The organism is Pseudarthrobacter sp. GQ63 (assembly GCF_059758765.1).
The window spans coordinates 1-331 of record NZ_JCAXEF010000045.1 but is presented as its reverse complement, the minus strand read 5'-3'; the positions used below and the strand labels follow the sequence as shown (position 1 = coordinate 331).

Genomic DNA, 331 nt, shown 5'->3' with positions numbered 1-331 from the left:
GTTCCTGATCGGCGGGTCCGAGTGCACCCGGCGCTGTGATTTCTGCCAGATCGATACCGGCAAGCCCTCCCCGGTGGACATGTTCGAACCCACCAAGGTGGCCCGCTCTGTGCAGGCGATGCAGCTGCGCTATGCCACCGTCACCGGCGTGGCCCGGGACGACCTCGAAGACGAGGGCGTGTGGCTGTACGCCGAGACGGTGCGGAAGATCCACGAACTGAACCCCGGCACCGGCGTGGAGCTGCTGATCCCGGACTTCTCCGGCAAACCCGAGCACATCAAAGCGATCTGCGATTCCAAGCCTGAGGTGTTCGCGCACAATGTCGAGACG

1 protein-coding gene is annotated in these 331 nt (G+C 64.4%); it reads left to right on the top strand.

From position 1 onward, the window contains the following. A partial coding sequence (locus tag AC6CHP_RS20765; protein ID WP_498232065.1) for a radical SAM protein occupies positions 1-331 on the top strand: 331 nt, incomplete at both ends.